At 41.7% G+C, this 25180-nt stretch carries 28 protein-coding genes; 20 read left to right on the top strand and 8 right to left on the bottom strand.

Annotation, left to right across the window (positions count from 1 at the left end):
* Positions 1 to 53: 53 nt before the first annotated feature.
* Positions 54 to 602 carry a YaeQ family protein gene (locus L2747_RS12085; protein ID WP_220781742.1) on the top strand — a complete coding sequence of 183 codons (549 nt, stop codon included), beginning with the start codon at positions 54 to 56 and terminating at the stop codon, positions 600 to 602.
* Between the two features lie 108 nt (positions 603 to 710).
* On the opposite strand, the gene L2747_RS12080 is transcribed toward L2747_RS12085, so the two are convergent.
* The 3 genes from L2747_RS12080 to L2747_RS12070 form a co-directional block, all read right to left on the bottom strand.
* Positions 711 to 2150, bottom strand: a complete 1440-nt coding sequence (locus L2747_RS12080; protein WP_248999278.1) for a carbon starvation CstA family protein — start codon at positions 2148 to 2150, stop codon at positions 711 to 713.
* Between the two features lie 133 nt (positions 2151 to 2283).
* Positions 2284 to 2994 carry a two-component system response regulator BtsR gene (gene btsR, locus L2747_RS12075; RefSeq protein WP_248999277.1) on the bottom strand — a complete coding sequence of 237 codons (711 nt, stop codon included), beginning with the start codon at positions 2992 to 2994 and terminating at the stop codon, positions 2284 to 2286.
* Positions 2991 to 4670, bottom strand: a complete 1680-nt coding sequence (locus L2747_RS12070) for a sensor histidine kinase (RefSeq protein ID WP_248999276.1) — start codon at positions 4668 to 4670, stop codon at positions 2991 to 2993. Before L2747_RS12070 ends, btsR begins: the two co-directional genes overlap by 4 nt.
* Positions 4671 to 4905: 235 nt before the next feature.
* Between L2747_RS12070 and L2747_RS12065 the strand changes: the two genes are divergently transcribed.
* Complete coding sequence (locus L2747_RS12065) at positions 4906 to 5148, top strand: YecH family metal-binding protein (RefSeq protein ID WP_248999275.1); 243 nt, start codon at positions 4906 to 4908, stop codon at positions 5146 to 5148.
* A gap of 83 nt (positions 5149 to 5231) precedes the next feature.
* Here the strand turns inward: L2747_RS12065 and L2747_RS12060 are convergent, their stop codons facing one another.
* The 3 genes from L2747_RS12060 to suhB form a co-directional block, all read right to left on the bottom strand.
* Positions 5232 to 5528, bottom strand: a complete 297-nt coding sequence (locus tag L2747_RS12060; protein WP_248999274.1) for a PilZ domain-containing protein — start codon at positions 5526 to 5528, stop codon at positions 5232 to 5234.
* A gap of 184 nt (positions 5529 to 5712) precedes the next feature.
* Positions 5713 to 6120, bottom strand: coding sequence for a phosphate-starvation-inducible protein PsiE (locus tag L2747_RS12055; RefSeq protein ID WP_248999273.1), 408 nt, complete (start codon positions 6118 to 6120; stop codon positions 5713 to 5715).
* A gap of 538 nt (positions 6121 to 6658) precedes the next feature.
* Positions 6659 to 7459 carry an inositol-1-monophosphatase gene (gene suhB, locus L2747_RS12050; protein WP_220781749.1) on the bottom strand — a complete coding sequence of 267 codons (801 nt, stop codon included), beginning with the start codon at positions 7457 to 7459 and terminating at the stop codon, positions 6659 to 6661.
* A gap of 157 nt (positions 7460 to 7616) precedes the next feature.
* Here suhB and trmJ point away from each other — a divergent pair, with 157 nt between their 5' ends.
* The 13 genes from trmJ (at position 7617) to L2747_RS11985 (ending at position 19538) form a co-directional block, all read left to right on the top strand.
* A complete protein-coding gene (gene trmJ, locus L2747_RS12045) occupies positions 7617 to 8381 on the top strand; it encodes a tRNA (cytosine(32)/uridine(32)-2'-O)-methyltransferase TrmJ (RefSeq protein ID WP_248999272.1) in 765 nt (254 codons plus the stop codon).
* Between the two features lie 21 nt (positions 8382 to 8402).
* Positions 8403 to 9224: a serine O-acetyltransferase gene (gene cysE, locus L2747_RS12040; RefSeq protein WP_248999271.1), complete on the top strand. Its 822-nt coding sequence runs from the start codon at positions 8403 to 8405 to the stop codon at positions 9222 to 9224.
* Between the two features lie 196 nt (positions 9225 to 9420).
* Positions 9421 to 9882, top strand: coding sequence for a Fe-S cluster assembly transcriptional regulator IscR (gene iscR / locus L2747_RS12035; RefSeq protein ID WP_028767226.1), 462 nt, complete (start codon positions 9421 to 9423; stop codon positions 9880 to 9882).
* An 82-nt stretch (positions 9883 to 9964) separates the two neighbouring features.
* Positions 9965 to 11179 (top strand): IscS subfamily cysteine desulfurase, encoded by a 1215-nt coding sequence (locus tag L2747_RS12030; RefSeq protein WP_248999270.1) that lies wholly within the window; start codon positions 9965 to 9967, stop codon positions 11177 to 11179.
* 41 nt (positions 11180 to 11220) lie between these two features.
* Positions 11221 to 11604, top strand: coding sequence for a Fe-S cluster assembly scaffold IscU (gene iscU, locus L2747_RS12025; RefSeq protein WP_028767228.1), 384 nt, complete (start codon positions 11221 to 11223; stop codon positions 11602 to 11604).
* Between the two features lie 14 nt (positions 11605 to 11618).
* Entirely contained in the window at positions 11619 to 11942 is a 324-nt protein-coding gene (iscA, locus tag L2747_RS12020; protein ID WP_248999269.1) for an iron-sulfur cluster assembly protein IscA, read from the top strand.
* Positions 11943 to 11960: 18 nt separating this feature from the next.
* A complete protein-coding gene (hscB, locus tag L2747_RS12015; RefSeq protein WP_248999268.1) occupies positions 11961 to 12485 on the top strand; it encodes a co-chaperone HscB in 525 nt (174 codons plus the stop codon).
* Between the two features lie 68 nt (positions 12486 to 12553).
* Positions 12554 to 14416: a Fe-S protein assembly chaperone HscA gene (gene hscA, locus L2747_RS12010; protein WP_248999267.1), complete on the top strand. Its 1863-nt coding sequence runs from the start codon at positions 12554 to 12556 to the stop codon at positions 14414 to 14416.
* Positions 14417 to 14424: 8 nt separating this feature from the next.
* Entirely contained in the window at positions 14425 to 14763 is a 339-nt protein-coding gene (gene fdx / locus L2747_RS12005) for an ISC system 2Fe-2S type ferredoxin (protein ID WP_220781757.1), read from the top strand.
* A 191-nt stretch (positions 14764 to 14954) separates the two neighbouring features.
* Positions 14955 to 15152, top strand: coding sequence for a Fe-S cluster assembly protein IscX (iscX, locus tag L2747_RS12000; protein WP_248999266.1), 198 nt, complete (start codon positions 14955 to 14957; stop codon positions 15150 to 15152).
* A gap of 189 nt (positions 15153 to 15341) precedes the next feature.
* Positions 15342 to 15512: a hypothetical protein gene (locus L2747_RS11995; protein WP_248999265.1), complete on the top strand. Its 171-nt coding sequence runs from the start codon at positions 15342 to 15344 to the stop codon at positions 15510 to 15512.
* Between the two features lie 229 nt (positions 15513 to 15741).
* Positions 15742 to 16173, top strand: a complete 432-nt coding sequence (gene ndk / locus L2747_RS11990; RefSeq protein ID WP_220781760.1) for a nucleoside-diphosphate kinase — start codon at positions 15742 to 15744, stop codon at positions 16171 to 16173.
* 722 nt (positions 16174 to 16895) lie between these two features.
* The gene (locus L2747_RS11985; protein WP_248999264.1) at positions 16896 to 19538 is read left to right on the top strand and encodes a TonB-dependent receptor; all 2643 of its coding nucleotides are present in this window, start codon (positions 16896 to 16898) and stop codon (positions 19536 to 19538) included.
* Between the two features lie 103 nt (positions 19539 to 19641).
* On the opposite strand, the gene L2747_RS11980 is transcribed toward L2747_RS11985, so the two are convergent.
* Both L2747_RS11980 and dusC read right to left on the bottom strand, forming a co-directional pair.
* On the bottom strand, positions 19642 to 19998 hold the full coding sequence (locus tag L2747_RS11980) for a TraR/DksA C4-type zinc finger protein (protein WP_248999263.1): 357 nt from the start codon (positions 19996 to 19998) through the stop codon (positions 19642 to 19644).
* 128 nt (positions 19999 to 20126) lie between these two features.
* Positions 20127 to 21071, bottom strand: coding sequence for a tRNA dihydrouridine(16) synthase DusC (dusC, locus tag L2747_RS11975; RefSeq protein ID WP_248999262.1), 945 nt, complete (start codon positions 21069 to 21071; stop codon positions 20127 to 20129).
* 374 nt (positions 21072 to 21445) lie between these two features.
* Between dusC and L2747_RS11970 the strand changes: the two genes are divergently transcribed.
* From L2747_RS11970 to apt, 5 genes are all read left to right on the top strand, one after another.
* On the top strand, positions 21446 to 21868 hold the full coding sequence (locus L2747_RS11970; protein ID WP_248999261.1) for an HvfA family oxazolone/thioamide-modified RiPP metallophore: 423 nt from the start codon (positions 21446 to 21448) through the stop codon (positions 21866 to 21868).
* A gap of 142 nt (positions 21869 to 22010) precedes the next feature.
* On the top strand, positions 22011 to 22859 hold the full coding sequence (locus tag L2747_RS11965) for an HvfB family MNIO-type RiPP peptide maturase (protein WP_248999260.1): 849 nt from the start codon (positions 22011 to 22013) through the stop codon (positions 22857 to 22859).
* Positions 22859 to 23614: an HvfC family RiPP maturation protein gene (locus L2747_RS11960; protein WP_248999259.1), complete on the top strand. Its 756-nt coding sequence runs from the start codon at positions 22859 to 22861 to the stop codon at positions 23612 to 23614. The genes L2747_RS11965 and L2747_RS11960 overlap by 1 nt, the downstream gene beginning before the upstream one ends.
* A 282-nt stretch (positions 23615 to 23896) precedes the next feature.
* A complete protein-coding gene (locus tag L2747_RS11955) occupies positions 23897 to 24265 on the top strand; it encodes a YbaN family protein (RefSeq protein WP_248999258.1) in 369 nt (122 codons plus the stop codon).
* Between the two features lie 269 nt (positions 24266 to 24534).
* Positions 24535 to 25086 carry an adenine phosphoribosyltransferase gene (apt, locus tag L2747_RS11950; RefSeq protein ID WP_248999257.1) on the top strand — a complete coding sequence of 184 codons (552 nt, stop codon included), beginning with the start codon at positions 24535 to 24537 and terminating at the stop codon, positions 25084 to 25086.
* Positions 25087 to 25180 lie beyond the last annotated feature (94 nt).

The raw sequence follows: 25180 nt of genomic DNA, 5'->3' as shown, positions 1-25180 counted from the left end.
TGCGCCACTAAATTGAGGTAAACTTGGCGCAAATTCTATTGTGAACATCACTCATGGCTAAGAAAGCTACCGTATTTAAAATCGCTATCCAAATCGCCGATATGGACCGTGGCTATTATCAAGACCATCAATTAACGGTTGCTCAGCATCCATCAGAAACCGATGAACGCATGATGGTAAGGCTCCTTGCTTTTGCTATGAACGCCAGTGATTCACTGACGTTTAGTAAAGGACTGTGCGTCGATGACGAGCCAGAACTTTGGGATAAATCCTTATCCGATGAAATTAACCTATGGGTTGAATTCGGTCAAAGCGATGAGAAGTGGCTTCGTAAAGCTTGCGGCCGTGCAAAACAAGTACAGCTTATTACCTATGGCGGCCGTAGTGTGCCGATTTGGTGGAAGCAAAATGAACCGCTGCTAGAACGTTATAGCAATTTAACGATTTGGAACATCCCTGAAGAGGCTGTTAAAGCGATGGGACAATTGGTCGGTCGTAATATGTCTTTGCAGTTTAATATCTGTGAGGGCCAGATCTGGATCTCTGATAACGACAACTCTGTACTTGTAGAGCCTGAGTTACTTAAGGGCGTTCAGGAGTAGGCTTTAGGTTATTGAGCAACTAAGCATACTCTAGTTGAGTGCACTTGAATGCAAATTAAAAAAGCCAGTCAAATGACTGGCTTTTTATTTGCTTTAACTCGCAATTAATTAAGCTTCTCCAGCAGCCGACTCTATGTCGCCTTTGCCTTTTGTCTTAACCATGATCAACCCGGTGATCACTAAGGTTGATACGATACCGGCAATTGTCGACAACGTCATCGGTAGACCAGCGCCAAGAGTTGGCGAGCTTAATAGGAAGCTAATCACTACTGTTGTCATAAACATGGCTGGAATCGTACAGATCCAATGGAACTTGTTTAGACGTAGCAAGTAAGCCGATGCTGTCCATAACATCATTACCGCAGTCGCTTGGTTTGCCACGCCGAAGTAGCGCCAAATCACACCAAAGTCGACTTGAGTCAATACTGCGCCAGCTGCAAACAATGGTATTGCAAACATTAAGCGCTTTGGTAGCTCAGTTTGTGGCATTTTGAAGAACTCAGCTAGAATCAGGCGCGCACTACGGAACGCGGTGTCACCAGAAGTGATAGGCAATACGATTACACCTAAAACTGCGAGGAAACCACCTACAGCGCCTAGAAGGCCAGTCGATGCCTCATAAACCACGTTTGCAGGGTTACCCGCCATGCCCGCGTTTAGGCCTTCAACACCACCAAAGAATGACAATGCGATAGCACACCAGATTAGCGCGATAATACCTTCACCAATCATTGCACCAAAGAACACGAAACGGCCATTTGATTCGTTTTCAACACAACGTGCCATCAATGGTGACTGCGTTGCGTGGAAACCAGAGATCGCACCACAGGCAATAGTGATGAATAGTGCAGGCCATAGAGGCATGTCATTCGGGTTAAGATTAGTTAGGAAGTCACTCACTTCAACGCCAGGCAATAAGCTGTGCTCGCTTGATACGATTAGTGCGATGGTTAAGCCAACAGACATGAAAACTAATAGTGCGCCAAAGAATGGATATAGACGACCAATGATCTTGTCTACAGGTACGATAGTCGCAATTAAGTAGTAGAAGAAGATAATACCGACAAAAATGCTCAGATCCCAACCTGTCAGCTTGGCTAAAAGGCCTGCTGGAGCAGAGATAAACACCACACCAACTAAAAGCAGTAGAATAATGGCAAATACATTCATAAAGTGCTTAGCGCCTTTACCTAAGTATTTACCCGCAAGGCTTGGTACTGATTCACCATTGTTGCGTACTGACAACATACCTGAGAAGTAGTCGTGAACGGCACCAGCAAAAATACAGCCTAATACAATCCATAACATTGCTGCTGGGCCATAAAGCGCACCTAGGATAGGACCAAAGATAGGACCCACACCAGCGATATTGAGTAGCTGAATTAAATACACTTTACCTTTTGACATCGGTACATAGTCAACACCGTCTGTTTTAGTAAACGCAGGGGTTTGGCGCTTAGCATTGATGCCGAAAACCTTTTCGACAAATGCACCGTAGATAAAGTAGCCACCGATCAATAGACCGACGCAAAGAAAAAACCACGACATAATAACACTCTCCAATCTTATAATGCTCGGGAGTGTAAACGTATTTATTGAACGGGAAAGTGGCAAATAGCTAAGCGGTCAAATAGTGAAGGTCAGTGGTAACATACTGACCTAAGCGGTTAACGATTTTACCCTATTGGAAACCAAACAGCTGTTTTAGCTGCTTTAAGTAACGACGAGATACGGGAACCTTAGCGCCAGAGCGGGTTGTTACCTCGGCGCCAGCCTCTTGAATTTCAATTTCAGCAATGGCAGCTGGGGCGATTAAGTACTGCCTATGGCAATAGATAAGCGAGGTTTTTTCTGCTAAAACCCTTAACGTCATATGGGTGTGGACTAGTTCAGTATCTGTCGCCACATGGACACCACTTACGTCGCTATAAACATATTGTACGGCTTCTGTTGCGATAACTTTCAATTTGTTACCGCTAAAGCAGGGAATATGTGCAAGTTTTTCCGCCGCAATAGGACTTAACACTTTAGGTGTTAAGTCTTTGCGTAATCTAGCAACGGTGTTGGCAAAACGTGCATCATCTATAGGCTTTAATAAGTAATCATAAGCCTGCTTCTCAAATGCGGTAATGGCGTACTCATCAAAAGCGGTGATAAATACGATCCGCGGTAAATTATCAGGATCTAGCATTGCTGCCAGCTCTAACCCTGAAATTTTTGGCATTTGGATATCTAAAAATATTAGCTGCGGTTTAAGTTTAGTAATAGCTTGAATGGCTTCTACGGCATTACTGCACTGGGCAAGTACTTCAATGTCTGGTTCATTTTCCAGTAAAATAGCGATTTCATCTCTGGCGTAAGGTTCATCGTCAATAATGATACAAGTGATCAAATGTTAGCCTCCATAATAGGCAGATGAATACTGATAGTGGTGTAACTGCCAGTTTTAAAATCTATGGCAATACCAAATTGTGCGCCGAACATATTTTGAATACGCTTATCAACGATATTCATTCCAAGCCCCTCGCTGTCTGTTTTTGCTTTATACAGACCTGCATTATCGGTGACAGACAATAGTAACGTTGAATCCGCTAATTGCTCGCCCCTAACCGTAATGACACCAGATTCAAGCATATTTGATGTGCCATGTTTCACTGCGTTCTCAATGATGGGCTGCAGTGTAAATGCAGGCAATTTATAGTGTAATAAATTATCTGCGATTTCGATATTGACCGTAAGCTTATCAATAAAGCGCGCTTTCTCTATTGTGAGGTAAGAGTCGATATGTTCGAGCTCATCTGCCAGGGTGACAAGCCCTGTTGTGCGCTTTAAGTTAATTCGTAAAAATTGCGATAAGTTTTGAATAAGTCTACGAGCAGTATTGGGGTCGCGGCGAATGATTGCTGCAATGGTATTAAGCGCGTTAAATAAAAAGTGCGGGTTAACTTGAGCCTGCAATAACTTGAGTTCTGACTGAACCAATAAATTTTGCTGGGCAGCAAAACGACCATATAAGATTTGGTTAGACAGTAATCGACCTAATCCTTCACCTAAACTGCGGTTGATATTTAAGAACAACTTCTTTTTAGGCTCATACAGTTTAATCGTGCCAATGACCTCTGCATCAGAGCGAAGCGGGATCACCAAGCAAGACCCCAATTGACACTCTTTTGAGATAGAGCAGGAGTAGGCCATGTTAACGCCGTCTGCAAACATCACTTTGTCCTGCTCTATAGCATCTTGGGTTAGCTTGGATGAAATTGGCGTACCGACAATATGGTGGTTATCGCCAATACCACAAAACGCCAATAGTTTTTCAGTATCAGTAATCGCGACAGCACCCACTTGGGTTTCCTGCTTAACGATTTGTGCTACCTGCATGCAGCTTTCTTCGTTAAACCCGTCTGATAATATTCCCACACTGCGCTCGGCTATCCGCAATGATTGCGTTGAAAACACCGATGACATTTTGTCATACATGGCCTTTTGGTCGCGGATAATACTCATGAATAATGCAGCGCCAACCGAGTTTATCAATAACATAGGTAGAGCTATTTGTTGCACCAAAAGCCAAGCATCATCGAAAGGTTTAGCAACTGAAACGATGACGAGCATCTGCATGATTTCGGCGGCAAAGGTAACGATGCAAACCATTAGCGGTGAGTAAATTAACTCCTGATGGCCAATTCGACGTAAGTAATAACTAAATAACCCTGCAGATAAGCCCTCAAGTGTGGTCGATATTGCGCAGGCAAGATCGGTAAATCCGCCCATGCTGTAACGGTGTAAGCCACCTGTTAACCCAACTAAAAAACCAGTGACAGGGCCTCCCAGTAAGCCACCGAGTACAGCGCCCATAGCGCGAGTATTAGCGATGGCGTCATTAGTTTGTTCACCGAAGTAGGTAGCCATAATGCAAAAGCTTGAAAATATCAGGTAGATAAACACTTTATGGGGCAGGCGAGTAGCCGCTTCGGTGAAGAGTTTAAACAAAGGAGTCTTACTAACAAGGTAGACAATGACCATATAAAGGCTCATCTGTTGAGTTAGTAATAAAATTAACGACATAAGCGACTCATTTATATCTTGGACCTATCACAGCTTATCAGAATCATAGTTCAGAAAAGTGTGTCGGCGAGTTTAATTCGATTCGCTAATATTATGTGCTTAGTTAAGATCTGCCTACGTAATTTTAGTGAGAATCATCTGACTGCTAGCGAGATCAAAGTTTTGTCGGAATAGATAGCGTATAAAGTGCTTTATATATGCAGCTTAACGTGTACAGTTTAAGGGTAGGTAGAATATGTCAGAGTCAGTTCATGGTCATCAAGTGATGGAGCTTATGCTCGCACAGGGTCAGTCGTTAACAAAATCAGCGTTAAGACAATTAATGCATACTACTTTTGGCGAGAAAGCCCACTATCACACTTGCTCAGCTTCCGAGATGAATGCTGATGAGTTGATCGAGTTTCTAGAAAAGAAAGGTAAGTTTATTCATTCTGAGGCTGGGATTGAAACCGCAGCAGATAGGATCTGTAATCACTAAAAACCTGTGATGGATTAACGTATATAAGCCTGCTTTTGCAGGCTTTTTATCGACTAGAGTTCGAAGGCTGGGTTAAGCAATACTTATATGAGTTGTAAGGCAACGTGGAAACTTTGATCGTCTAGTGTGATACATCGGCAAACTTGCCCTTTTACGCTATTTTGGTTCTCTTTACCGGCATTAAACGTAATGGCAATTAAGGTTCCTAGGGGCATAGCTTGTTGGCAGTGTAGTAACGCGCCTTTACGTGAAAGATCGATACAACGGGCAATAGCAGGCTTAGTAATTACGTCAACATCGCTTTGTATGGCGATATTCACTGTTTCTGACTCCATATCAACGCGGATAGAACGGCGTCTCTCTTCTTGGTAGCTTTCCATACTGAGTTATCCTTAGGTCTAGCGCATAACTAGATAGCTTAAAGATCTTACCAAGATAATTAAAGCGAAAGTTATTACGAGCATTATAGGATAAAAAACACTGCGATTTACAATATAAAAAAATGCCTGAAGCAGATGTTCAGGCATTTAGACGTTTTGAATTAGGCAATGATGAGTAATTGACCTATAAATCTTCTTCTTTAGGGCGCGGGTAAGGTAGTTTTAATTGTCCCCAGCGGATCACTATGACTGTTGCTGCAAGAGTTAAGGTCGATAGTGATATCGCAATAATTCGCCAATCATCCATAGCTTTCATGTCAAGGATTAGGTAACGAGCTAACGCGACGATAGCAATATACAGTGGCATACGAATGGGCAGTTTACCCGACTCTGCGTAATGTGACACCATCGCCAGTACTTCAAGGTAAATAAACAGTAGAAGTAGATCGGCAAGTGTTACTGCGCCTACATCGAAAATATGTTTAATTTCTTGGCCAATCGCGACAACAGTCGAAATTGCTATAATGATTAATACGAGATGCTCAATGGCTTTAATACTGCTAATGCCATATTTTCGATACATTTTATCCATGGTATTCCCTATTACAGTCGTTTGATAAAGGGTATCAGCAAATTAAAATAATGTGACATTATCGATGTGACATTATTCACAATTGCGTTTTAAAATTTCATTTGTTGATTTTGCTTTTTCACCATTTATTGTCAATTAAGTCGTTAACGCTCATCGGCGTTATCTTTCTGTCAACCGTAGCAATAAATTACCTACAAATGTTATTGGTATAAGCCTAAGTATATAACGCTAGAGTGTATGAATTTTTTCTGATTAAAAAATAACAAAAAGATTGAATAACAATGAGGGTAGTATTTAGCTTACAGCACTAGCACAGTAGTGCTGTTTAAAGGAAGGGAACGGGAGGATTAGTGTTCGGAACCGAATTTTTTTGTTTGGTACGTATAAACATACGATCTATTTAGCGTAACTTAATCAGCTGTTTTCGTGAGTCAATATTGGCTTTGGTTATTTTTGATGTAGTTTCGCTAGCGCTGATATAGAAAACAATTATAAAAAAACCGCCATAAAGGCGGTTTAAATATATCACTAGAGCAAATTAACGCTTAAGTGCTTCGCTCAATAATGGGCGGAAAGTCTTAAGTAGTGCAATCGTAGTCTTTGGTGTACCAGCAACGATGTTGCCAGATACTAGGTAGTTGTGGTTACCTGTAAAGTCAGTCACAGTACCACCTGCTTCACGTACGATTAGGTCGCCAGCAGCGATATCCCATGGCTTAAGACCGATTTCGAAGAAACCATCAACACGGCCAGCTGCAAGGTAAGCTAGATCGAGTGCTGCAGAACCTGCGCGACGTACGTCAGCAGATTGAGTGAATGCAGCTGCAAACAATTTCATGTAAGTTTCAGTGTGTTGCTTAGCTTTGAATGGGAAACCAGTCGCAATGATAGTTTCGTTCAAATCTGTGTTTTTAACACGGATACGGAAATCGTTAAGCTTAGCGAACTTGCCGCGTACAGCAGAGAACAATTCGTCACGGATAGGATCGTAAACAACTGCAACTTCGGTCTTGCCTTTAAACTGCATCGCGATAGATACAGCAAAGTGAGGAATACCTCTTACGAAGTTATTAGTGCCATCCAGAGGGTCAACAATCCAAACGTAATCTTTGTTAGTTCCTTTATTCTCACCGCTTTCCTCACAAACGATTGTGTGGTCTGGGTAAGCTTTACGGATCTGATACGTGATTGCAGCTTCAGCTTCCTTGTCTACGTTAGTCACGTAGTCGTTAACACCTTTAGAGGTGACTTCTATACGGTCTAGTTCCGCATAGGCGCGTACAATAGTTTGGCCGGCAGCGCGAGCAGCGCGCACAGCAATGGTATGCATTGGAAGCATTGCAAATCCCCTGGATGTAAAAGAACGGATATAAATTATCGGAGGCGGATTATACTCTATTTGACAGTTATATCAAATGTTGATTTTTGTATAAGCAAAATGAGGTGCTTGTGGTAACATTCTTACACGTGTTCTCTCAGAAAATATAAGTAGTTTCATGCTCAGCAATATTCGTGTCGTTCTTGTCGGTACTTCCCACCCAGGGAATATAGGTTCAACAGCCCGTGCTATGAAAACCATGGGGTTATCCACTTTATATCTGGCTGAGCCAAAGGTAGAGCCTGATGGGCACTCTATTGCCCTAGCGGCAGGTGCTTCAGATATTTTAAAGCATGCGAAAACAGTTAGCTCTGTAGAAGAAGCCATTGCAGATTGTAGCTTAGTTATCGCAACCAGTGCGCGTAGCCGTACCTTGGACTGGCCGATGCTTGAGCCGCGTGAAGCGGGTGAGAAGCTTGTAGGTTCTGCGCTTAATGGTCCAGTGGCGATTGTGTTTGGTCGTGAAAATAACGGTCTGACTAATGAAGAGCTACAGCGCTGTGATTACCACGTGGCGATTCCGGCTAACCCTGAATATACCTCGCTCAACTTAGCACAAGCTGTGCAAATCATTTGTTATGAAGCGCGAGTTGCGCACTTAGCTCAAGTTGAAAGCGGTGTTGAACCAGTACCAGTTGATGAAAATGATGAAAACCTCGAAGCGTTTCCATCTTCAAGAGAGCGTGAGAATTTCTTCGAGCATTTAGAAAACACATTGCTATCGACTAATTTTATCGTTAAAAATCATCCCGGCCAGATAATGACTAAGTTACGTCGTTTGTTTAGCCGTACCCGTATTGAACGCCAAGAGATGAATATCTTGCGCGGTATTTTGACTTCGATTGATAAAGTCGTCGCTAAAAATGAGACTAAAGAAAAGTAGCGCTAAAAAGGAAGTAGCTAAATGGGTGTTATCGCAAGACTGAAAGACGACATAGCCTCTATTTACCATAGAGATCCCGCCGCTAACGGAACCATTGAAATTCTATTCAATTACCCGGGAATGCAGGCGATTTGGATCCACAGGGTAAGCAATAAACTGTGGGTGAGAAATTGGCGACTTTCAGCGCGATGTTTATCAACGTTTTCACGTTGGTTAACCGGGGTTGAGATCCATCCTGGTGCAACTATTGGTGATCGCTTCTTCATCGACCATGGTATGGGCGTGGTAATTGGTGAAACCGCCAATATCGGTAACGACTGTACGCTTTACCATGGTGTGACCTTAGGTGGTACTACTTGGCAAGCGGGCAAACGTCACCCGACATTAGGTAATAATGTGGTGATTGGTGCTGGTGCTAAGATATTAGGTCCGATCACCATGAACGACGGGGCTCGTGTTGGCTCTAATTCAGTCGTGGTTAAAGACGTACCAGCTGACACCACAGTGGTCGGTATTCCTGGTCGTGTGGTCGCAACGCCATCTGCGCAGTCTAAAGAAACATCAGAGCGCCGTACCGAAATGGCCAAAAAGTATGGCTTCGATGCTTACGCGGTATCACCTGATAATCCTGATCCGGTTGCTAATGCTATTGGGCAGATGCTCGATCATATGCATTTGATGGATTCTAAAGTACAGGAAGTGTGCCAAGCAGTACAAACTTTAGGCGGCAGCGTTTGTACTGAGAAGCTGCCAGAGCTTGATGTTGAAGATTTCAGCGACGCAGAAATTGCGGCAGCGCAGAAGCGTCAGAAGTCAATAGATGAGTTTGATCCCATTATCTAGCAGAATGTGCGTTTAAAATCTTAAATTCCATTGAATCTTGCCTAATAAACAGGTTAAATACCCCAGCAAAATGACGGGGTATTTAATTTCCTGTCATGATCCTATTAATACCTGACCAAATTGCTAGGTTTTATACTTGACTAAAACAGTCGGGTATGTTGAAATTAGCCTATGCTTTTTTGGGAGACGTAGTAGCATGAAACTTACATCGAAAGGTCGGTACGCAGTCACAGCAATGCTAGATGTTGCTATGCATTCTACAAATGGTCCCGTACCATTAGCCGATATTTCTGAGCGTCAAGGGATCTCTCTATCTTACCTCGAACAACTCTTTGCAAAACTTAGAAAAAACGGCTTGGTTTCAAGTGTCCGTGGGCCCGGTGGTGGATATCGCCTAGGTACTGACGCATGTGAAATCTCTGTTGGTATGGTTGTACGTGCGGTTGATGAGTCCGTCGATGCAACTCGTTGTCAAGGTCAGGGAAACTGCCAGAGTGGAACGCGATGTTTAACCCATTCTCTTTGGGGAGATTTAAGCAATCAAATCTCCGATTTCTTGAATGGCATATCGTTAGCAGGATTAATGCATAAAAGAGATGTGCAGTTTATCTCCGTTAAACAGGATAAATTGCAGCAGGAGCAAAGGCTCAGCATTTAGCAGCTTTTGTTATGAATATAAAAATTATTTTTTGTACGTTGTAAGTGGTCTCTGTTAGAGACTACAAAGTACGGAGTGTGTGATGAAGCTACCTATCTATTTAGATTATGCTGCGACGACGCCGGTTGACCCTCGCGTTGCAGAGAAAATGATGAAGTGCATGACAATGGACGGCATTTTTGGTAATCCAGCGTCTCGTTCTCACCGTTACGGCTGGCAAGCTGAAGAAGCGGTTGATATTGCGCGTAACCAAATTGCAGATCTTATCAATGCTGACCCACGTGAAATTGTTTTCACGTCTGGTGCAACTGAGTCTGACAACCTTGCAATTAAAGGTGTTGCTCACTTCTACCACAAGAAAGGCAAGCACATCATCACTAGCAAGACAGAACACAAAGCGGTTCTAGATACTTGTCGCCAACTTGAGCGTGAAGGTTATGAAGTGACTTACCTTCAGCCTGAGCCAAGTGGTCTCATTCCAGTTGCTATGATTGAAGCTGCAATGCGTGAAGACACTATTTTAGTGAGCATCATGCAAGTGAATAACGAAATTGGTGTTATTCAAGATATCGACGCGATTGGTGAGCTATGTCGTTCACGCAAAATCGTATTCCATGTCGATGCAGCACAAAGTGCAGGTAAAATGCCGATTGATGTGCAAAAGACTAAAGTCGACTTGTTATCAATTTCTGGCCATAAAATGTATGGACCTAAAGGTATTGGCGCACTATATGTGAGCCGTAAGCCACGTATTCGCCTAGAAGCAGCAATGCACGGTGGCGGACATGAGCGCGGCATGCGTAGTGGTACGCTAGCAACTCACCAAATTGTGGGTATGGGCGAAGCTGCTGCAATTGCAAAAGCGGATATGGATGTGGACAACGAGCGCATTCGTCGCCTGCGCGACAAGCTTTGGAATGGTATTAACCATATCGAAGAGACTTATATCAACGGTGATATGGAAAACAGACACTGCGGTAGCCTAAACGTGAGCTTCAACTTCGTTGAAGGTGAGTCGTTGATGATGGCATTAAAAGACTTAGCAGTATCTTCAGGTTCAGCATGTACTTCAGCAAGTCTAGAACCAAGCTACGTATTACGTGCATTGGGTCTGAATGATGAAATGGCACACAGCTCAATTCGATTCTCAATCGGTCGTTTCACGACAGATGAAGAGATCGACCATGCAATAGAAACGATTAAAGAATCTATTGGTAATTTAAGGGAAATGTCTCCGCTTTGGGAAATGTTCAAAGACGGTATTGATCTGGATTCAGTTCAGTGGGCACATCACTAATCCTTAACTTAATTCACGAATAGATAAATTGGAGTTGTATCATGGCTTATAGCGAAAAAGTAATCGATCATTACGAAAACCCACGTAACGTAGGTTCATTTGATAAGAACGATCCGTCAGTAGTAACGGGTATGGTTGGTGCGCCAGCTTGTGGTGACGTAATGAAGCTGCAACTGCGTATCGATGATAACGGTATTATCGAAGATGCTAAATTCAAGACATATGGCTGTGGTAGTGCCATTGCTTCTAGCTCGCTTGTGACTGAGTGGGTTAAAGGTAAAACAATTGAAGAAGCAGGCGCGATTAAAAACACTGACATTGCTGAAGAGTTAGCGTTACCACCAGTAAAAATTCATTGCTCAATTTTGGCTGAAGACGCGATTAAAGCCGCTCTTGAAGAGTACAAAACAAAGCAATCTAAGTAATACCTGGAGTTAAGATGGCAATTAGTATCACTCCCGCTGCGGCTGAGCGCGTTAAGAATTTCTTAACCAGCCGTGGCAAAGGTTTAGGCTTACGCTTAGGACTTAAGACATCAGGTTGTTCTGGTATGGCTTATGTACTTGAGTTTGTTGATGACCTTAATGACGACGATGAACTTTATGACATTGATGGTGTAAAAATCATTATCGATGCTAAAAGCTTTATCTATCTTCAAGGGATTGAGTTGGACTTTGTTAAAGAAGGTCTAAACGAAGGTTTCCAATTTAATAACCCAAATGCGAAAGGTGAATGTGGTTGCGGCGAGAGTTTTACCGTTTAAATCACTTAAAGTTAAACTATGAATTATTTCGAGCTGTTTAGTTTACTTCCTTCCTATGATGTCGACACCGCCTTACTTGCAGATCGCTACCGCGAACTGCAAAGGGCGGTTCATCCCGACAAGTTTGCCAACGCAAGCGAACAAGATAAACGTCTTTCAGTGCAGCGCACAGCGCAAATCAATGACGCCTTTCAAACGCTTAAAAATCCTATTCAGCGCGCCGAGCATTTGCTTGCACTTAAAGGAATAGAGATCAGCCATGAAACCACCACGCTTAAAGACACCGCGTTTTTAATGCAGCAGATGGAATGGCGTGAGTCGCTTGAAGATATTGCCCATAGCGGTGAGCCTGATGATGAAATCGCCGCTTTATATGATTCGTTTGAGCAATACGCAAAACAGATCACAGCACAACTAAAAGTGCTGTTAGTGAGCGATCTCGAAGCGGAACATTTGCAGGCTGCAGATCAAATTCGTAAACTCAAGTTTATGGCAAAATTACAAGACGAGTTGGCTAGAGTGGAAGACGCACTCTTAGATTAGCCAGCGGCGTTAATTTTTAATATTGTTGGCTCAAGTTTTTGAGCCAACATTTTTTTAAGTGGATATTTATGGCACTTTTGCAGATAGCAGAGCCTGGACAGAGCGCTGCTCCCCACCAACATCGTCTCGCAGTGGGGATCGATTTAGGCACCACTAACTCACTTGTTGCTGCAGTGCGTAGTGGTGTGGCGAACACCTTACCCAATGAAGATGAACAGCACTCATTACCTTCTGTTGTTCGATATACACAAGACGGCGTACAAGTAGGCCTAGCAGCCGAAGCGTTTTCTGCCCAAGACCCACAAAATACCATTGTATCTGTTAAGCGCTTTATGGGTCGCAGTCTTAACGACATCCAGTCTGGCGAGCAGTCTTTGCCCTATGCTTTTGAAGCAAGCGAAAATGGTCTACCTATTTTTGTTACGCCTCAAGGTAAAGTTAATCCGGTACAAATTTCAGCGGAGATCTTAAAGCCGCTGGTGGCGCGTGCTGAATCAACACTTGGCGGTACGCTAGAAGGTGTGGTGATCACGGTTCCAGCCTATTTTGATGACGCACAGCGTCAAGGTACTAAAGATGCGGCATCGCTAATTGGCGTTAAAGTCTTACGTTTATTAAACGAACCAACAGCGGCAGCGATTGCTTACGGTTTAGACTCTGGTCAAGAAGGTGTGATTGCCGTTTATGATTTAGGCGGTGGTACTTTTGATATTTCAATTTTACGTTTAAACAAAGGCGTATTTGAAGTATTGGCCACCGGTGGTGATTCTGCATTAGGTGGTGATGATTTCGACCATCAGCTTCAAGCTCACTTTATTGAACAATGGCAGTTAACTAATGTTAGCGCCAGCTTAAACCGTTCGATGCAAATTGAAGCTCGCCGGGTAAAAGAAGCACTTACAGATTCAGCTGAAACTGTAGCAACTGTGATTGATGATAACGGCGCTACCTTATCGCTATCAGTTACCCGAGAGCTGTTTGATAGCCTGATTAGCAAGCTTGTAAAGAAAACCGTTGCAAGTTGTCGTCGTGCACTGCGTGATGCAGGCGTGAGTAATGATGAAGTGCTAGAAACTGTGATGGTTGGCGGTTCAACTCGTGTACCTTTGGTGCGCCAAGAAGTTGAAAACTTCATGGGCAAAACCCCACTGACCTCTATTGACCCTGACCGCGTAGTTGCCATTGGCGCTGCAATTCAGGCTGATATATTAGTGGGCAATAAGCCTGAATCAGACTTATTATTGCTCGATGTTATTCCGTTATCGCTAGGTATCGAAACCATGGGCGGCTTAGTTGAGAAAGTGGTGTCACGTAATACCACTATTCCAGTTGCGCGCGCACAAGAGTTTACCACTTTTAAAGATGGTCAAACGGCGATGGCGTTCCATGTTGTGCAAGGTGAGCGTGAATTAGTATCTGATTGTCGCTCGCTTGCGAGATTTACCTTAAAGGGGATCCCACCCCTTGCTGCTGGCGCTGCGCATATTCGCGTGACGTTCCAGGTTGACGCTGATGGCTTGCTTAGCGTAACGGCAATGGAAAAGTCGACTGGCGTACAATCAAGTATTCAAGTTAAACCATCATTTGGTTTAAGTGATGAAGAAATCGGTAGCATGCTAAAAGACTCGATGGCAAATGCTAAAGAGGATATTACTCGCCGCATGTTAGCTGAAAAACAAGTTGAAGCAGCACGCGTGCTTGAGTCATTAAGCGCTGCCTTAAATAAAGACGGTGATTTACTGTCAGATGAAGAACGCACAGTCATCCAAGCTGATATGGCTGCACTTGCTCAAACCGCAAGTGAAGATGACGCTGATGCGATTGAAAAAGCGATTGAAGCACTAGATACAGCGACGCAGGACTTTGCTGCTAAGCGTATGGATAATTCAATCAGGCTAGCTCTAAAAGGGCAGTCGGTTGACAATATATAGGTAAGGTTATGCCACAAATTGTATTTTTACCCCATGAAGAGTTATGTCCAGATGGCGCTGTTGTTGAAGCGCAAGAAGGCGAGACGGTTTTAGACGTTGCACTACGTAACGGTATTCATATTGAACATGCTTGTGAAAAGTCTTGTGCTTGTACAACCTGCCACGTCATTATTCGTGAAGGCTTTGACGAGCTAGAAGAAAGCGATGAGCTTGAAGACGATATGCTAGATAAAGCTTGGGGCCTAGAGCCTGAAAGCCGTCTATCTTGCCAATCACGAGTGCCAGCCTCTGACTTAGTAGTCGATATCCCTAAGTACACCATTAACATGGTAAGCGAAGGCAACTAGTAATAGATAAGCTTGCTAAGTAACATTAAAAAGCCAGTAGCATTTGTTACTGGCTTTTTTGTATCTCAAAATTAACGCTTGAAAGCGTAACGTGGTAGAAGGCAATAGTTAATTATCGCAATGCAATTAGTATTAGGTGTCTTATACTCAAATTAATGGCTTATATTAATTTGGTTTAAAGAGGGATGGTAATGAAACTAAAGTGGATTGATTCATTAGAGATCGCCTTAGAACTCGTAGAACAGTACCCCGAGGTAAACCCTGAGACTATTCGTTTTACCGATCTTAATGAATGGGTATTGGGATTAGAGTGTTTTGACGATGACCCAAACCACTGTAATGAAAGAGTGCTTGAGGCGATTCAAGCCAACTGGATTGCAGAAAAATAAGACAAATTGACCCCGCATTAGTTAATAGTGTGATCTCTATCCTGTCTATTGATGATAAAGCGTGCAATGACACTTTGAGTTGATCCGCATCAATTATATTTACGCAAATTGGTCTAAATTTGGATGGGTATTCTGATGTGTTTAACCCTGAACCATCGGTTAGAATTATTTTCTAAAAAGGATGTTGGCATGCGTAAGTCATTATTAATCATAGCAATGTTGTTGTCACCAACTGCTGCTTTTGCACATGAAGGCCACGGTGGTGTTGGGCTTTTTCATCATTTTATGGACTTAGCGCCGGCTCTAGCGCTATTAGCGGTTATTGCGGTTGGTTTTGTATGGGTTAAAAACCGTAAGTAACAGAGTGATAAACGGTTGGCTAATTTAGTTGGTCAATCGTTTAGCATTAGTTAATTTAGCGTTCTATTTCTTCTTGATGCCGCTAGAAAGTGTGATGCATCCTGCCTTTTTGTATTTGGATATCAGACTTATCTCAATTAGATGATAGCCAAAGGGTAGGCAATAGGGTCATTATTTCGTATAATCCGCGCGAAAATTAAAAAACCTATATTTAAGAAGGAAGCTTTTCATGGCTATCGAACGTACTTTTTCTATCATTAAGCCTGATGCAGTTGCAAAAAACCACATTGGCGCTATCTATAACCGTTTTGAAACGGCTGGCCTGAAAATCATCGCTTCTAAAATGATCCACCTGAGCAAAGAGCAAGCTGAAGGCTTCTACGCTGAGCACAGTGAGCGTCCTTTCTTTGGTGCACTAGTTGCATTCATGACTTCTGGTCCTATCATGGTTCAAACGCTTGAAGGTGAGAACGCTGTTCTAGCTCACCGTGAAATCTTAGGTGCTACTAACCCAGCTGAAGCTGCGGAAGGTACAATCCGTGCAGATTTCGCTGAAAGCATCGATGAGAACGCTGCCCACGGTTCTGACTCTGTAGCATCTGCTGAGCGTGAAGTTGCATACTTCTTTAGCGCAGACGAGCTATGTGCACGTACTCGTTAATTCGAACGTGTTAAACAAAAAGGAGCCTAATGGCTCCTTTTTTGTTTATTTGGATAAACTACCTATAAACTTCTAGCTCCCCGTAAGCGGCAATTCCTAGCTAACTGTTGTACCTTGACTGTTCTTTTAAGCTCATATACTTAAGATTAATTACCTCACCTCATTTTATTCATTATTTTTGTTCCGGTTCGAATACTAGATTAACAGTATTGATGGTTATAAATGTTAATAGCTTTAATTGGTTTGCGAGTTTAACTTGTGTTGGTAGTGATACATTTAAACCATAATTGTTGCAGGGTTGTGTTTGGCTTTTTATTTGGCTTTACAAAGTAAGTAAGTAATTAATATTAATTTCAACGGCTATTTAACTGGGTTTCCTTAGTGTTAAACTTAATTCTTTATCAGTTGGTTAATTAATTGTCATATTTTTTTAAATTAACTTTGCAGTAATTATTTAACATTTATCTCCGCGATTGATACATATTTAATTGTTTTCATTACCATGGTCGTCGTTTTCAAGTTATTGATTTTGAACGTTTTCTATATATTCCGTCTTGTTGTTTGTATCAATTCATCTCTTTTTAGTTGTTTTTTTGTAATGGCGATTGACTTAAAAGTTAAAATTAAAGATTATTTATTTCGAAGTTATTAACTTTATATTCAAATAATTAATAATAAATATAACGCTTCTGTTATTTATAATGGGAGAATAGGGGATAAATATGAACTCTGTAACCTTAACTGCAAAAGCTGTACGTTGTAGCTTATTAGCTGCTGCAGCGACAAGTGTTGCTTTATCTGGATTAGCATTTGCGGAAGATGCTGCTGAAGAAAAAGTAGAGCGTATACAAGTAACAGGCTCACGTATTAAGCAAGTTGACATGGAAACCGTCTCTCCAGTCACAGTCATTAATGCTGCTGATATAGCAATGACAGGTGAGAAAACAGTAGCGGATGTATTAAATAACTCTGCTATTAACAGCTTCGGCTCTTGGCGTGGTACATCAGGTTACGGCGCAGGCGCTAGCTCAACAAGTAGTGTTAACCTTCGTGGTTTGGGCGCATCTGCAACATTGGTATTGCTAGATGGACGTCGTATGCCTGGTACTAGTTCGAGCTCTGGTTCGGTGGCAGATACCTCTTCGATTCCAATGGCAATTGTAGAAAGGATTGAAATCCTTCGTGATGGTGCTTCTGCGGTTTATGGGTCTGATGCGGTAGCAGGCGTTGTAAACATTATTACTAAAAAGAACTTTGATGGTGTTCAACTCGACTATAGTGCTGAGTTACCGAGTATTGACGGGGGCGATGCGAATCGTTTTTCTATCGCAACGGGATACAATACTGATAAAGGTAATATCACGCTAACATATGAATATTACGGCACAGACGCAGTCATGGATCGTGATATCTGGAACATGGATGACCCTACATACAACGCTTATAGTAGCTTTAGCTCAGTGCCTAACTATCAGACGGCTTCTGGTTGGGGGAGTAATCAAGAAATATGCTCTGAAACTGAGAATGTTGTTGCTGACGAATATGGTCGTTGTTTATATAGCTACGGTGCAGTGACCAAGCTCTTTGGTGACGTAACTCGTAACTCTTTATTATCAAACTTCAATTATGAAATCACTGATAACCTTGAATTTAGAGGTCGTGCCTCAGCATCTTTAGCGGACACTGAAACACGTTATGCTGGTACACCGGTGTCTACCAACATACCAACAATGAGCAAAGATAATATTTATAACCCGACGGGAGAGGATATTACTCAAATTCGTATGCGTTCAGTACAACTTGGTGAACGTGACACGCTAACAGAAACAAATAACTTTGATATTTTGGCCGGTTTAGTTGGTTATATTGAAGTAGGTAACGGTTTAGATTGGGAAGCGAATGTTCAGCATTCAACTTCAACGACAAACTCGTTTAACTACAACTTAGTAAATGATAATTTAATCCAGCAAGGTATTGATTCAGAGCAGTACGATATCTTTAACACTACAAATATGAGTTACGAAGACTGGAATCAACAGATGACAGACTTATACCGCAGTGCTGCTCATACAGGCGTTTATCAAGGTAAATTTGAAAGTACTCAAATTGATGGTTTAGTGTCGACTTTAATCATGGAAAAGGATGATTTCAGCTTAGCGATGGTAGCGGGTGCTGAGTATGAGATGATTGACTTTAAACAAACAAGTGATCCTGAATCTGCTGCTGGTATCATTTCGGGCGGTTCTGGTGGTGATGACGTTGACGCGACTCGTGACCGTACCGCTGGTTACCTTGAGTTACAAATGGGATTACCTGCTAATTTCGAAGTTTCTGCAGCAGTTCGTTATGAACGTTATGAGCAAGAAGGCTCTTTGACAGGTGCTACTGGTGAAGTCGTTAATTCATCTACATTTGATGCTGTTGTTCCTAAGTTTGGCTTAAGCTGGCGCCCAGTTGATTCGCTATTACTGCGTGCGAGCTATGGTGATTCGTTCCGTGCGCCGAATATGGGGGAAATGTTCTCTTCGCAATCTCTAAGTTTTGAGGATTCAGTTGATAATCTATGGTGTAACACACCTGGTAATGTTGACCCAACTTATTGTAATCCAAACAATCAGCATAAAACGTGGTTCGGTGGTAATCCAGATCTAGAAGCGGAAGAAGGTAATTCATTCACATTAGGTGGTGTTTGGAACGTAACTGATGATTGGAATCTAGAAGTTTCATACTACTCAATTACATATGACAATAAAATTGAGTCCGTAAGCGTTGATGACATCCTGCGTGATGAATTACGTGAAGGCTCTTCTCCGTATGTAACACGTGGACCAGATGGAAAAATTGAATACATTGAGTCAGGTGTTCGTAATATTTCTACGGTTGAAACATCAGGTTTAGATTTTGTAACGGCTTATAATTTAGAAACTGGTCTTGGTGACTTTAACTTTAAAGTAGATGTGTCTCATGTTTTAGATTTCAAAAAGCAAGATGATGCTGAATCTGAAATGATTGACTATGCAGGTGTTACTGATACACCGGACTGGCGCGGTAACTTTGTAGCTTCATGGAGCTTCGATGATTATCAAGCAGCATGGACGACGGTTTACATTGGTAGTCAGTCTGCTGAATACTACCGTGAGCTATCTGACTGGGATGGTTATGAAGACTATGCTAGTTACTTTAAGCACAATGTACAGTTTGCTTATAACCACTCGTTAAATGGTTCAATTACGGTTGGTGTGAACAACTTATTTGATGCTGAAGCACCTAACTATTATGACTATGCTGATTACCGTGATGTAAACGTTGGGCTATATGATGTGATTGGTCGTACTTATTACGTGAGAATTAGCCAAAGATTCTAAGCCTATTTAAGGTTTCGCTTAAATCAAAAAAACCTCCTGAAAAGGAGGTTTTTTTTCGCTTGAACAATAGCAAGCAATAATGATTGAATCGCCTAAAACAAAATTAATGATTAAGTCTTAATTCTTGTCGGTGTTGACGGCTAAATTGGCCGCTACAATTTGCACAACGTTGCTCTAGTGGATCTTCGGCTAAGCGCTCAGCCTCTATTTCATTCTCACAATCACTACACACGCCATACAAACCAATTTCAAGCTGACACCTAGCAGCGTCTAGACGCATCAAATTGAAAAATAATGGATGCTCGCATAAGTGAACTTCTGTCATGATTTGAATCAGTTCACAAAGAGAATAATCATGCTGGTCCATTAGCTTGGCTTGCATTTCTGGGAGTGCGCCAATCTTTACTCTTAGATCCGATTCTATAGCGGTTAAGGTTGTTTGGATTTGGTTCGTACTCACTTCAGTTGCCTACAATTATTGACTTTACGGCTTATCAGTCTAATGCTGCAAACATATCGCGTTATGATTGAGATCAATTCTGGGCAAAATTTTGCGGCAACGCGGCATAAATAATACTTAAGATTGATCTAATCAGGTAGTTTTGCTCGAGCCTGTCTTAATACTTGGATAATTTCTTCGGCGGTTTTAAAGACTCTCAGCTCTCTAAATAACTCGTCAGCTTCACTGTATTGACGGTTTAAATAGCCAAACCATTGTTTGATCCGCGCTGGATAATAAGTACTTTTTCTACCTTCTAATTCTCGATCTGTGTATTCAAGCATGAGTTCGAGTGACTGCTGCCAAGTATACGGGGTTTCACCTTTGATACTTGCAGCTAAATTAGGCAAAGAGATAGCCCCACGACCAACCATAACGGTATCGCAACCTGTCACCTGCATGCAACGCTCAGCATCATCCTTATTCCAGATCTCACCATTAGCGATAACAGGAATAGGGAGTTTATTGTTGATATCGGTTATGTATTCCCAATACGCAGGTGGTTTATAGCCATCTACTTTGCTGCGGGCATGTACGGCTAGTTCGCTTGCACCAGCTTCATATATTGCAAGCGCGTTTTCCATATATAACGACTTATCGTTAAATCCTAAGCGAATCTTTGCGGTGACAGGGTGCTCACTCGGAACAGCATCGCGCATAGCTTTGACTACATTATAAAGCTGCTCAGGATACTGCAGCATAACTGCGCCGCCATTACTGCGATTAACCATTTTTGCAGGGCAGCCAAAGTTAACATCAACCCCTTTCGAGCCTAGCTCAATTGCTCTTATAGCATTTTCTGCCATCCAACCAGGTTCTTGGCCTAGCAACTGCACACGTACTGGTGTACCTGATAAGGTTTGTCCGCCATGTTGTAACTCTGGGCAAATACGATAAAAAACCTTTTCAGGTAAAAGTTGATCAACTACCCGCACAAATTCGGTGACCATAAGATCATAAGGGTTGATTGCTGAGAGGATCTCTCGCATTAAATCGTCAACAACGCCTTCCATAGGCGCCAAAATTATTCGCACTGCAGTGTCCAATATATCAATATTTTTAAGCGCTGCATTCTACCTTATCGGTTAAGTACAACCAAATAGGGTGATGAATAAAATGGTAGGAACCAATCGTTTTTTATTTTAATTGCGTAATGTTATTTGAATGTTACCAGCTAGTCTCTTGGCTAGATTTGTTGCTAATTGACTATGGCGGAAACGTTTAAAAACCTAAATATCAATCGATTTCAACTAGATGATTATTTGCACTATCAGGTTTTATGGGCCATAAATGTGATAGTTGTAGAAAAAATGAAATTATTTTGTTGGTGTGCAGGTCTAGTTAAGCAAGCCAGCAAAATGCTTTGTTGGTAACCAATACAAAATTGAGTAAGTAAAAGGATGATATTATGAAATTAGTAAATAAAACTGCAATGACCGTCGCTGTAGGTGCTGTTGTAATGGGGAGTGCATTAACTGCTAGTGTACAAGCAAGCCCATTTGGTTATAGTGAAATGCAAGCTGGTTACCAATTATTTGCAGGTGAAGGCAAGTGCGGCGGCGAGAAGAAAGATGCCAAAGAAGGTAAGTGCGGCGAAGGTAAATGTGGCGGCGATAAAGCTAAAGCCAAAGAAGGTAAGTGCGGCGAAGGTAAATGTGGCGGCGATAAAGCTAAAGCCAAAGAAGGTAAGTGCGGCGAAGGTAAATGTGGTGGCGACAAAGCTAAAGCCAAAGAAGGTAAGTGCGGCGAAGGTAAGTGTGGCGGCGATAAAGCTAAAACCAAAGCCAAAGAAGGTAAATGTGGTGAAGGTAAATGCGGTGGTGCTAAATAAGCTTTCCCAGCATTAATATGGGGTCAGCTAATCGCTGGCCCTATTTGTTTATAATATCAATTAGTATCAAGATTTAGTCGTTATGAGTAGATCAACTTCTTATACTTATGGGTATAAATCCCTAATCTAGTGGGCATGCAGTATGACAAACAATAAGGTGAATAAAGGACAAGTCGGCTTAGGACTCAGGCGCGAAATGCTTGATGAGTTTTGCCAAAAAGTCCCTAGTGATATCGATTTTTTTGAGGTTGCCCCTGAGAACTGGATGACTTTAGGTGGAAAATTTGGCCGTCAGTTTAGGGAACTTACAGAAAAACATGAGTTCTATTGCCATGGATTGTCACTCTCTATAGGCAGTCCTGCACCGTTAGACTTACAGTTTGTAAAAAATATCAAAGACTTTTTAGATATTCATCAAATTAGTACTTATTCAGAGCATCTCAGTTATTGCTCGGGCAGTGGGCATATGTATGACTTAATGCCAATCCCATTTACCTCCGAAGCCGTTTTTCACGTAGCGAAAAGGGTTAAGCAAGTCGAAGACATTATCGAAAGGCCGTTAGTGCTAGAGAATGTCTCTTTTTATGCGGCGCCGGGCGCAGAAATGTCTGAAGCAGAATTTGTCACTGCAGTGATGCAAGAAGCAGATTGTAAGATGCTGCTAGATGTTAATAATATTTACGTTAACTCAATTAATCATAAATATGATGCCGTTGAGTTTTTAAAGGCGATGCCAACAGAGCGCATCGCTTACCTGCACATTGCAGGGCACTATGAAGAGGCTGAAGATCTGATTGTTGATACTCATGGGGCTGACATAGTTGACCCTGTATGGAAATTACTTGACGCTTGTCATCAATATCATGGCGTGTTCCCTACTTTATTAGAGCGTGACTTTAACATTCCTGAAACCAGTGAATTGTTGTTAGAAATAAATCAGATCCACGATTATCAAAATCGTCATGTTGCTAGTTTAAAAAGGAGCGCTTAATGAGCTTTTTTGAAGTACAGCAAAACTTTATGGATTACATTAAAGATCCATCATTGCCGCTACCGGAGGGGGTAGAAGCGCGAAGGATGAAAATATATCGCGAATTGTTTTTTAATAATGTTGATGGTTTTGTTTCCAATGCATTCCCCGTTTTAAAAAGTCTTTATCAAGAGCAACAATGGCAGCAATTGATACAAAACTTCTTTGCCACACATGATTGCGATACGCCTATATTCATTGAAATCGCACAAGAGTTTTTGTTGTTTCTGCAAACAGAGTACCAACCTCGTGAGGAAGACCCGGCTTTTATACTCGAACTAGCCCATTATGAATGGTTAGAATTAGTGGTTGCCGTTGCTCAAGAAGATAAAGAACAACAACTAATAGATAAAAAACAACGGGATCTGCAGTCAATAAAATTATGTGTATCAGCAACGTCGCAAATTGCTCAGTATGCCTATGATGTGCAGCATATTAGTCCAGAGCATCAACCAAAAGCGCCAGGGGATACACCGCAATTTTTCTGTATTTATCGCGATATAGATGAAGAAGTGAATTTTTTGCAGCTTAATCCATTAACTGCACAAGTATTAGCCTATATCGCGCAGTATGAATATGTAGAATTTACATTGTTAATAGAGTGGTTAGTACAGACTTATAGCCATATCGATGCCGCAACGCTTGAACAAGGTTGTTTGCAGTTGCTTGCTGACTTAAGTGAGAAAGGCATTATTAAACATTTTATAGGGCAATAGGCTTTCTATTAGGGTGACGGATCTTTATAATGATCTCAAAAATTGATCTAGATCAATAAATGCAGTCAACAATAATAAGTAGAGGACGTCATGAGTCAGCCGTTTAAAGACCCATTTAACATTGTTTATTTTATTGGTTTTGTTTTAGTTATGTTGATACCAACACTTCCGGCAAGCCTTTCATGGTTAAAGGTAATGGGGTTAATTTAATCCGCCTTTAAGCCAAGCTCAGGTATACTAGCCACTCTTTCGAGTGGCTTTTTGTTATTTTAGGACTGTTAAATGGCGTTAAAACGTGGCTTTTTTCTGATTGTTGGCCTGTGTAGCTTAGTATTAGGCCTGCTGGGAATATTACTGCCCGTACTGCCAACTGTTCCATTTATACTGCTAGCAGCCTATTGCTTTGCGCGTTCCAGTGACAGGCTTTACCTGTGGTTGATGAATCATCCATGGTTTGCTGACGCTCTCAATAATTGGCAGGCACAAGGTGCTATTCGTAAAAGCCTTAAAAGAAAAGCTTACATTGTAAGTAGTTTGAGCTTTTTAGTTAGTATTGCTGTGGTGCCGTTGATTTGGGTAAAAGTAATGCTAGCTTGTTTTGGTACGGGATTAATTATTTATTTGCGTAGCATCCCAGAGATTGAAGATTAGCCCAAGTTTGTATTAAGCCATTGCATTGAAATAAAGGCATTATTTCAATGCAATGGGTAAAGCCTTTTGCTAGGCGAACAATCAAATCGTCAATTTGCTTCGACAGAGGCTACACTTCTGCAGTTACAAGGTTGCAACTCACTATAAAGCGGCTTAAGCTTGACGCCGATTTTTACACTTAGGTGACATTTTTTAGACTCTTTTGGTTCTTTTATTAGTACTTGGGTCAGTTAGTGTCAGCAAAATTAAATTAGATAAAGTACAGAATTATGGTAATGAATACTGATAGCTTGGCACTAATAAAGAACAGCATTAAAACTATCCCTAACTACCCAAAAGAAGGGATTTTATTTAGAGATGTGACGAGTTTATTAGAAGATCCACAAGCCTATAAACTCACCATCGGCCTTTTAGTTGAGCATTATAAAGATCAAGGCTTTACTAAAGTTGTTGGTACTGAAGCTCGTGGTTTCTTATTTGGTGCGCCTCTAGCTTTAGAGCTAGGTATTGGTTTTGTACCAGTGCGTAAGCCAGGAAAGTTACCGAGAGAAACGATTTCTGAAAGCTATGAGCTAGAATATGGTCATGATGTGCTAGAGATCCATGTTGACGCTATCACTGCTGATGATAAAGTACTTGTTATTGATGATTTGCTGGCAACGGGCGGCACTATCGAAGCAACGGTTAAGCTTATTCGTAAGCTTGGTGGTGCTGTTAACGATGCTGCGTTTGTTATTTCATTGCCAGACTTAGGTGGTGAAGAACGTCTAAAGGCAATGGATCTGAATCTATTAAGCCTTTGTGAGTTCGAAGGCGAATAAGCCTTTCGACGGTGTAGTAAAATCTCTTTATTAAAGAATAAGCGATTTTGTTTACTCTTTAATCTGTAAAGGTGAATTTATCGCCGTCAAATCG

This window comes from Shewanella marinintestina (assembly GCF_023283845.1).
Lineage (GTDB): Bacteria > Pseudomonadota > Gammaproteobacteria > Enterobacterales > Shewanellaceae > Shewanella > Shewanella marinintestina.
The sequence above is the reverse complement of the archived record's forward strand: the minus strand, read 5'-3'. Positions and strand labels throughout refer to the sequence as shown.

Bases quoted from the DNA above. Each gene is read 5' to 3' on its own strand.
- L2747_RS12085 (WP_220781742.1), top strand. From the start codon at position 54: ATGGCTAAGAAAGCTACCGTATTTAAAATCGCTATCCAAATCGCCGAT.
- L2747_RS12080 (WP_248999278.1), bottom strand. From the start codon at position 2,150: ATGTCGTGGTTTTTTCTTTGCGTCGGTCTATTGATCGGTGGCTACTTT.
- L2747_RS12070 (WP_248999276.1), bottom strand. From the start codon at position 4,670: ATGTCGTTAATTTTATTACTAACTCAACAGATGAGCCTTTATATGGTC.
- L2747_RS12065 (WP_248999275.1), top strand. From the start codon at position 4,906: ATGTCAGAGTCAGTTCATGGTCATCAAGTGATGGAGCTTATGCTCGCA.
- L2747_RS12060 (WP_248999274.1), bottom strand. From the start codon at position 5,528: ATGGAAAGCTACCAAGAAGAGAGACGCCGTTCTATCCGCGTTGATATG.
- L2747_RS12055 (WP_248999273.1), bottom strand. From the start codon at position 6,120: ATGGATAAAATGTATCGAAAATATGGCATTAGCAGTATTAAAGCCATT.
- suhB (WP_220781749.1), bottom strand. From the start codon at position 7,459: ATGCTTCCAATGCATACCATTGCTGTGCGCGCTGCTCGCGCTGCCGGC.
- trmJ (WP_248999272.1), top strand. From the start codon at position 7,617: ATGCTCAGCAATATTCGTGTCGTTCTTGTCGGTACTTCCCACCCAGGG.
- cysE (WP_248999271.1), top strand. From the start codon at position 8,403: ATGGGTGTTATCGCAAGACTGAAAGACGACATAGCCTCTATTTACCAT.
- iscR (WP_028767226.1), top strand. From the start codon at position 9,421: ATGAAACTTACATCGAAAGGTCGGTACGCAGTCACAGCAATGCTAGAT.
- L2747_RS12030 (WP_248999270.1), top strand. From the start codon at position 9,965: ATGAAGCTACCTATCTATTTAGATTATGCTGCGACGACGCCGGTTGAC.
- iscU (WP_028767228.1), top strand. From the start codon at position 11,221: ATGGCTTATAGCGAAAAAGTAATCGATCATTACGAAAACCCACGTAAC.
- iscA (WP_248999269.1), top strand. From the start codon at position 11,619: ATGGCAATTAGTATCACTCCCGCTGCGGCTGAGCGCGTTAAGAATTTC.
- hscB (WP_248999268.1), top strand. From the start codon at position 11,961: ATGAATTATTTCGAGCTGTTTAGTTTACTTCCTTCCTATGATGTCGAC.
- hscA (WP_248999267.1), top strand. From the start codon at position 12,554: ATGGCACTTTTGCAGATAGCAGAGCCTGGACAGAGCGCTGCTCCCCAC.
- fdx (WP_220781757.1), top strand. From the start codon at position 14,425: ATGCCACAAATTGTATTTTTACCCCATGAAGAGTTATGTCCAGATGGC.
- iscX (WP_248999266.1), top strand. From the start codon at position 14,955: ATGAAACTAAAGTGGATTGATTCATTAGAGATCGCCTTAGAACTCGTA.
- L2747_RS11995 (WP_248999265.1), top strand. From the start codon at position 15,342: ATGCGTAAGTCATTATTAATCATAGCAATGTTGTTGTCACCAACTGCT.
- ndk (WP_220781760.1), top strand. From the start codon at position 15,742: ATGGCTATCGAACGTACTTTTTCTATCATTAAGCCTGATGCAGTTGCA.
- L2747_RS11985 (WP_248999264.1), top strand. From the start codon at position 16,896: ATGAACTCTGTAACCTTAACTGCAAAAGCTGTACGTTGTAGCTTATTA.
- L2747_RS11970 (WP_248999261.1), top strand. From the start codon at position 21,446: ATGAAATTAGTAAATAAAACTGCAATGACCGTCGCTGTAGGTGCTGTT.
- L2747_RS11965 (WP_248999260.1), top strand. From the start codon at position 22,011: ATGACAAACAATAAGGTGAATAAAGGACAAGTCGGCTTAGGACTCAGG.
- L2747_RS11960 (WP_248999259.1), top strand. From the start codon at position 22,859: ATGAGCTTTTTTGAAGTACAGCAAAACTTTATGGATTACATTAAAGAT.
- L2747_RS11955 (WP_248999258.1), top strand. From the start codon at position 23,897: ATGGCGTTAAAACGTGGCTTTTTTCTGATTGTTGGCCTGTGTAGCTTA.
- apt (WP_248999257.1), top strand. From the start codon at position 24,535: ATGGTAATGAATACTGATAGCTTGGCACTAATAAAGAACAGCATTAAA.